Below are 6,340 nucleotides of genomic sequence, written 5' to 3'. Positions count from 1 at the left end.
GCGCCGGTGGCCTACTGGATGGCCTTCAAGGTCAAGCCCCAGCGTCGCGGCATCCTCATCGCCCTGGTGCTCGTGCCGTTCTGGACCAACTTCCTGGTGCGCACGATCGGGTGGCAGGTGATCCTCGCGCCCGAGGGCTGGCTGTCGTCGCTGCTGCAGGGCATCGGCGTGCTCGACGGCCCGCTCGAGCTGCTGTACACGCGGACCGCGGTCATCATCGGCGTGGTCTACAACTACCTGCCGCTGATGATCCTGCCGCTGTTCGTCGCGTTCGACCGCGTCGGCCCCGCCCTCCGCGAGGCCTCCAAAGACCTCGGCGCCGGCAAGCTCACCACCTTCCTGCGCGTGACCCTGCCGCTGTCGCAGCCCGGCATCATCGCCGGCGTGCTGCTGGTGTTCATCCCCCTCATGGGCGACTACATCACCGCGACCGTGCTCGGCGGCGCCAAGGGCAACATGGTCGGCCAGCTCGTCGCGAGCCAGTTCCAGACGGCGCAGAACTGGGCGCTCGGCTCCGCGATGGCGGTGCTGCTCATGCTCGTGATCATGCTGACGATCGGCGCGTTCGCGGTGATCATCTGGCTGATCGCGCTGCCGTTCCGCTCCCGCAGCCGGCTGGTGCTGGGGCCGGTGGCCGACACGGTGAAGACGGATGCCGCGCCGGCAGGCGCGCTGGAGGCGACGACGTGACCACGCAGACCGAGACGATCCTGCAGGCCCAGGCCCGTGAGGCGGGCACCACCGCAGCGCCCCGCCGGCGCGCGCGCAAGTCGTGGTCGGACGTCGCCTTCGGCGTCTGGGGCGTGCTGGTGATGCTCTTCCTTTTCCTGCCGATCATCGTGATCGTCATCTACTCGTTCAACAGCGGACGCCTCCTCGTGTCGTGGGACGGCTTCGGGTTCGATGCCTTCAGCACGATCCTGGTGAAGCCGGCCATCCAGAACGCCGTCCGCGTGTCGCTGATCACGGCGCTCATCGCGGCGATCATCGCTACCGTGCTCGGCACGCTCGCCGGCATCGCGATGGCGCGTCATCCCGGCAAGTGGGTGTGGTGGTTCCTCGGGCTGCTGCTCCTGGTGTCGGTCACGCCCGAGATCGTCGACGCGGTGGCGCTGCTGCCCTGGATGGTCTTCCTCGGCCAGGATCTGGGCATCTCGATGTTCAACGACGGCATCGTGCGTCTCTCGGTCGGATCTTCGCTGTTCGCGACCGCCGTGGTCTCGTACATCGTGCGCGCACGCCTCGTGGGTCAGGACATGAACCTCGAAGAGGCCTCCGCCGACCTGTACGCGAAGCCGCTCACGACGTTCCGTCGCATCACCCTCGCGCTGGCGATGCCGGCGGTGCTCGCCGGCTTCCTGCTGGCGTTCACGCTCAGCCTCGACAACACGATCGTCGCGGCCTTCGTGCAGGTCTCGGGCACGACTCCGTGGCCGGTGTACGTGCTGAGCGCGCTGCGCTCGGGGCTGCGGCCGGAGATCGCCGCCGTGTCGACGATCATGCTGGTGCTGACCCTCATCGCGCTCGCGCTCGTCGCCCTCGTGCTCAGGCGCGCCGGCGACTCCGCGACGCAGATCGCCCGCACGATGACCGGCGGCTGACCGGACGTCTCAGCGAGAGGAGACCCATGCCGCACGCCGACCTCGTCTTCACCGGCGGCCCCGTGTTCACGGCGGACACCGTGCGGTCGCATGCGACTTCCGTCGCGGTCATCGGCGGGCGCATCGTGGCTGTCGGCGGCGATGACGTCAGTGACCTCGTCGGGCCGTCGACGGAGGTCGTCGACCTCGGGGGACGGATGCTGATCCCGGGCTTCCAGGACGCGCACGTGCACCCGGTCTGGGGCGGGCTCGACATGCTCCGCTGCGACCTGTCCGAGCTCAGCACCGCGTCGGAGTACCTCGAGGCCATCGGCCGCTACGTCCGCGCGCACCCTGACGACGAGTGGATCCTCGGCGGCGGCTGGCAGATGTCGGCGTTCCCCGGCGGCACGCCGACGGCATCCGCCCTCGATGCCGTCACGGGTGACCGCCCGGCCTTTTTCCCGAACCGCGACGGCCACGGGGCGTGGGTGAACTCGGCGGCGATGCGTCGCGCCGGCATCGACCGTGACACCTCCGATCCCGCGGATGGGCGCATCGAGCGCGACGCCGACGGCGCCCCGTCGGGCACTCTGCACGAGGGCGCGATGGCGCTGGTCAACCGCCTGCTGCCGGAGGAGCCGCTCGAGCGTCTCACCGAAGCACTCCTGCTGGGCCAGCGGTACCTGCACTCCTTCGGCATCACCGGCTGGCAGGACGCGATCGTCGGCTCATACGGGGATGCCGGCGACCCCGGCCCCGCCTATCTCGCGGCGGCGGCCGACGGCACCCTCACAGCGCGCGTGGTCGGAGCGATCTGGTGGGACCGCACGAAGGGGCTCGAGCAGATCCCGTCGATCCTGGAGCGCCGAGAGCGGTACCGCGGCGGACGCTTCGCCGCGACCTCCGTCAAGGTGATGCAGGACGGCGTCGCCGAGAACTTCACCGCATCCATGCTCGAGCCGTACCGCGACGGCCACGGCCACTTCACCGACAACTCCGGCATCTCGTTCGTCGCGCCGGAGATCCTCAACGATGCCGTGCCGCTCCTCGACGCCGAGGGCTTCCAGGTGCATTTCCACGCGATCGGCGACCGCGCGGTGCGCGAGTGCCTCGACGCGGTCGAGCACGCCATCGCCCGCAACGGCCGAGGCGACAACCGGCACCACATCGCGCACATCCAGGTCGTGCACCCCGAGGACGTGCCGCGCTTCCGCCGGCTCGGCGTCGCGGCCAACATGCAGTCGCTGTGGGCGACCTACGAACCGCAGATGGTCGAGCTGACGCTGCCCTTCCTCGGTGCGCCGCGCAGCGCCTGGCAGTACCCGTTCGGCGACCTGCTGCGGGCCGGCGCGGTGCTCGCCGCCGGCAGCGACTGGTCGGTGTCGACACCGGATCCGATGGCGGCCATCCACACCGCCGTGAACCGCACCGCAGCGCCCGGCCAGGAGGAGGGCGAGTACGACGCGTTCCTGCCGGAGCAGGCGATCGACCTCGCGGCGTCGCTCACCGCCTATACAGCCGGATCGGCGTGGGTGAACCATCTCGACGAGACCACGGGCACGATCGAGGTCGGGAAGCTCGCCGACCTGGCCGTGCTCGACCGCGACCCGTTCGCCGGACCCGCGGACCAGATCGGCGCCACCCGCACACTCCAGACCTTCGTCGAGGGCACGCGCGTCTACGCCGCGCCGGATGCCTGACACGGCCGCCCCTATGCTGTTGCGGGTGACCCGACTCCTGCTCCTCATCGACATCCAGCGCGACTACTTTCCGGGCGGGCGGCATCCGCTCGTCGACCCGGATGCCGCGGCCGATGCCGCCGCGCGGCTCCTCGCCGCGTTCCGCACGACGGGTGAGCGCGTCGTCCACGTCCAGCACGTGTGGGACGGTCCGGATGCCGCGTTCTTCGCCGCCGGGACCCCTGGCGTCGAGTTCGACCCGCGCGTCGCGCCCGACGGTGCCGAGCACGTCGTGGTCAAGCACGAGCCGAACGCCTTCCTCGGCACGGGGCTCGAGGCTCTCCTGCGCGCCGCAGCACCCGACGAGATCGTCGTCGCCGGGATGATGTCGAGCATGTGCGTCGATGCGACCGTGCGCGCGGCATCCGATCTCGGCTTCCGCCTCGCCGTCGCACAGGACGCGTGCGCGGCACCCGACCTCGCCTACGGCGGCCGCACCGTGCCGGGCGCCCAGGTGCACCTGGCGTTCATGGCGGCGCTCGACGGCACCTACGCCCGTGTCGCCGACGTCGACGCGCTCGCCACGGAACTCGCTCCCGCGGCCTGACCCGATCGGGGCCGCCGCACGACAACCTGTCCGGCCGACGCACAACTTCCGACACGCGAGCCCCGCACCGCCGCCGCCGACGGGCGAGGATGGGAGCACCAGACACCCGCATCGGAGTTGATAACCGTGGGCACGACCGTCTTCGAACGACAGCGGCCGGCAGCATCCGTCGTCCAGCAGTCCCTCGCCGGCACCAGGCACTCCGTCTTCTGGCGCGACGACCTCCCCGAGAGCCTGAGGCCCGACCGGCCTTCTCTCGTCGGCACGCATCGCGCCGACCTGGTCGTCGTCGGCGGCGGCTACACCGGCCTGTGGACCGCCCTGCTCGCCACCGAGCGCGACCCGGCCGCCAAGGTGGTCGTCGTCGAGGCGCAGCGCGTGGGCTGGGCTGCCTCGGGGCGCAACGGCGGGTTCTGCGAGGCGAGCCTCACGCACGGCCACGAGAACGGGATGGCGCGCTGGCCCGACGAGATGCCGGTGCTCGACCGGCTCGGTCGCGAGAACCTCGACGCCATCGAGGCGTCCGAGGCCCGTTACGGCATGGACTTCCAGTTCGAGCGCACCGGTCAGCTCTCACCCGCCGTCGAACCCCACCAGGTGGAATGGCTGAAGGAGTGGGCCGCCGAGGGCGAGGAGGGCGTCGTCTATCTCGACCGGGCCGAGGCACAGGCATCCGTCCACTCCCCCACCTATCTCGCCGCCGTCTGGGAGAAGCACGCGTGCGGCATGGTGCACCCGGCCCGCATGGCGGCCGAGCTCGCCCGCGTGTGCGAGGAGCGCGGGGTCGAGATCTTCGAGCGCTCCCACGTGACGGGGCTCGACACGACAGGCCCCGGGGTCGTCGTTGTCACCGCCGACGGCCGGGTCGAGGGCTCTCGTGCGGCGCTCGGCACGAACGTCTTCCCCTCGCTCGTCAAGCGCAACCGGCTCATGACCGTGCCGGTGTACGACTACGTGCTCATGACCGAGCCGCTCACCGACGCGCAGGTCGCCTCGATCGGCTGGCAGGACCGCCAGGGCATCGGTGACTTGGCGAACCAGTTCCACTACTACCGGATCACGCAGGACAACCGGATCCTCTTCGGCGGCTACGACGCGATCTACCACTACGGCCGTCGCGTCGACCCCGCCTACGAGCAGCGACCGGAGACGTGGGCGAAGCTCGCCAGCCACTTCTTCACGACGTTCCCGCAGCTCGAGGGGCTGCGGTTCACGCACCAGTGGGCGGGTGCGATCGACACCTCGACGCAGTTCACGGCCTTCTTCGGCACCGCCCGTGAGCGCCGCGTCGCCTACGCGGCGGGGTTCACCGGGCTGGGCGTCGGGTCGACGCGCTTCGCCGGCGAGGTCATGCTCGACCTGCTCGACGGCGTCTCGAACGAGCGCACCGAGCTCGAGATGGTGCAGAAGCGCCCGCTCCCCTTCCCGCCCGAGCCCGCCGCCGCGATCGGCATCAACGCGACGCGGTGGTCGCTGGACCGCGCCGACCACAACCAGGGCAGGCGCAACCTGCTGCTGAAGACGCTCGACGCGGTCGGACTGGGGTTCGACTCGTGAACCCGGGAGTCGTGACGGATGCCGCGTCCGTCGTGCTCGCGCTCGAGCCGCTGCCGGCCGAACAGGTCCTGGAGGGCTCGCCGCAAACCGGCTACGTCGAGCTGACCGACACGATCGGCGTGTGGGAGCACACGCCGGGCGTCTCGACCGACGTCGAGGCCGACGAGGTGTTCGTGGTGCTCTCGGGCTCGGCGACCGTGTCGTTCGACGACCCCGCCCTCGCACCCATCGAGCTGAGCGCCGGCTCTGTCGCCCGTCTGACCGCGGGCATGAGGACGGTGTGGACCGTCCGCGAGACGCTCCGGAAGGTTTACGTCGCGGGCTGACTGCCGGCGCGTCAGCGGCCCGCGGAGCGCCGCACCAGGAGCGCCAGATGCAGCGCGGTCTGCGTCTCGCCGTCGTCGAGGTCGGCGCCCAGCAGCTCCTCGATGAGCGCGATGCGCTGGTAGAACACCGACCGGGAGAGATGGGATGCCCCCGCCGCCGCCGTGCGGTTGCCCGGGTGCGCGAGCATCGCCTCGAGGACGTCCAGCAGATCGCCCGAGCGCGACAGGTCGTGCGCGATGAGCGGCGCGAGCATGCGCTCGCCGTGGTCGAGCACGCGGTGGTCATCGCGCAGGGCGGCGACGAGCTGCACCAGCGGGCGGTTCTCGGCGCGACGCAGGTGCGGGCCTCGTCCTGGCCGGCGACGTCGGCCACCGGCCAGATCGACGGCTTCGTGCACCGAGGCGAGGGCTGCGTCGATGCCCTCGGCGCCGCGACCGACCGACACGGTGACACGCTCGACATCTGCGGCGTCGACGAGCGCCCGCACGAACGCCACCACGGCGGCATCGTCGAACACGGCATCCGGCGGCAGCGATACCAGCATCGTGGCCGCGGGCGCGGCGACACCGGCAGGCGCCGACCCCGCG

General features: G+C 71.1%; 7 protein-coding genes. 6 read left to right on the top strand and 1 reads right to left on the bottom strand.

Features of this window, described 5'->3' with window-relative positions; all coding sequences use genetic code 11:
- The 6 genes from VIP82_RS06710 to VIP82_RS06685 form a co-directional block, all read left to right on the top strand.
- A partial coding sequence (locus VIP82_RS06710) for an ABC transporter permease (RefSeq protein ID WP_331906913.1) occupies positions 1-690 on the top strand: 690 nt, incomplete at its 5' end.
- Positions 687-1,601, top strand: a complete 915-nt coding sequence (locus tag VIP82_RS06705) for an ABC transporter permease (RefSeq protein WP_331906911.1) — start codon at positions 687-689, stop codon at positions 1,599-1,601. The genes VIP82_RS06710 and VIP82_RS06705, both read left to right, overlap by 4 nt.
- A gap of 26 nt (positions 1,602-1,627) precedes the next feature.
- The gene (locus tag VIP82_RS06700) at positions 1,628-3,283 is read left to right on the top strand and encodes an amidohydrolase (protein WP_331906909.1); all 1,656 of its coding nucleotides are present in this window, start codon (positions 1,628-1,630) and stop codon (positions 3,281-3,283) included.
- A gap of 25 nt (positions 3,284-3,308) precedes the next feature.
- On the top strand, positions 3,309-3,869 hold the full coding sequence (locus VIP82_RS06695) for a cysteine hydrolase family protein (protein WP_331906907.1): 561 nt from the start codon (positions 3,309-3,311) through the stop codon (positions 3,867-3,869).
- 126 nt (positions 3,870-3,995) lie between these two features.
- Entirely contained in the window at positions 3,996-5,426 is a 1,431-nt protein-coding gene (locus VIP82_RS06690) for an NAD(P)/FAD-dependent oxidoreductase (protein ID WP_331906905.1), read from the top strand.
- Positions 5,423-5,752 carry a cupin domain-containing protein gene (locus VIP82_RS06685; protein ID WP_331906903.1) on the top strand — a complete coding sequence of 110 codons (330 nt, stop codon included), beginning with the start codon at positions 5,423-5,425 and terminating at the stop codon, positions 5,750-5,752. The genes VIP82_RS06690 and VIP82_RS06685 overlap by 4 nt, the downstream gene beginning before the upstream one ends.
- A gap of 11 nt (positions 5,753-5,763) precedes the next feature.
- Here the strand turns inward: VIP82_RS06685 and VIP82_RS06680 are convergent.
- Positions 5,764-6,340: PucR family transcriptional regulator (locus VIP82_RS06680; RefSeq protein ID WP_331906901.1), on the bottom strand; the 577-nt coding region annotated here is incomplete at its 5' end.

Origin of the sequence: Microbacterium sp. (assembly GCF_036566905.1) — a bacterium.
Taxonomy (GTDB): domain Bacteria; phylum Actinomycetota; class Actinomycetes; order Actinomycetales; family Microbacteriaceae; genus Microbacterium.
The sequence above is the reverse complement of the archived record's forward strand: the minus strand, read 5'-3'. Positions and strand labels throughout refer to the sequence as shown.

Coding starts and splice junctions, on each gene's coding strand:
- VIP82_RS06700 (WP_331906909.1), top strand. CDS start 1,628: ATGCCGCACGCCGACCTCGTCTTCACCGGCGGCCCCGTGTTCACGGCG.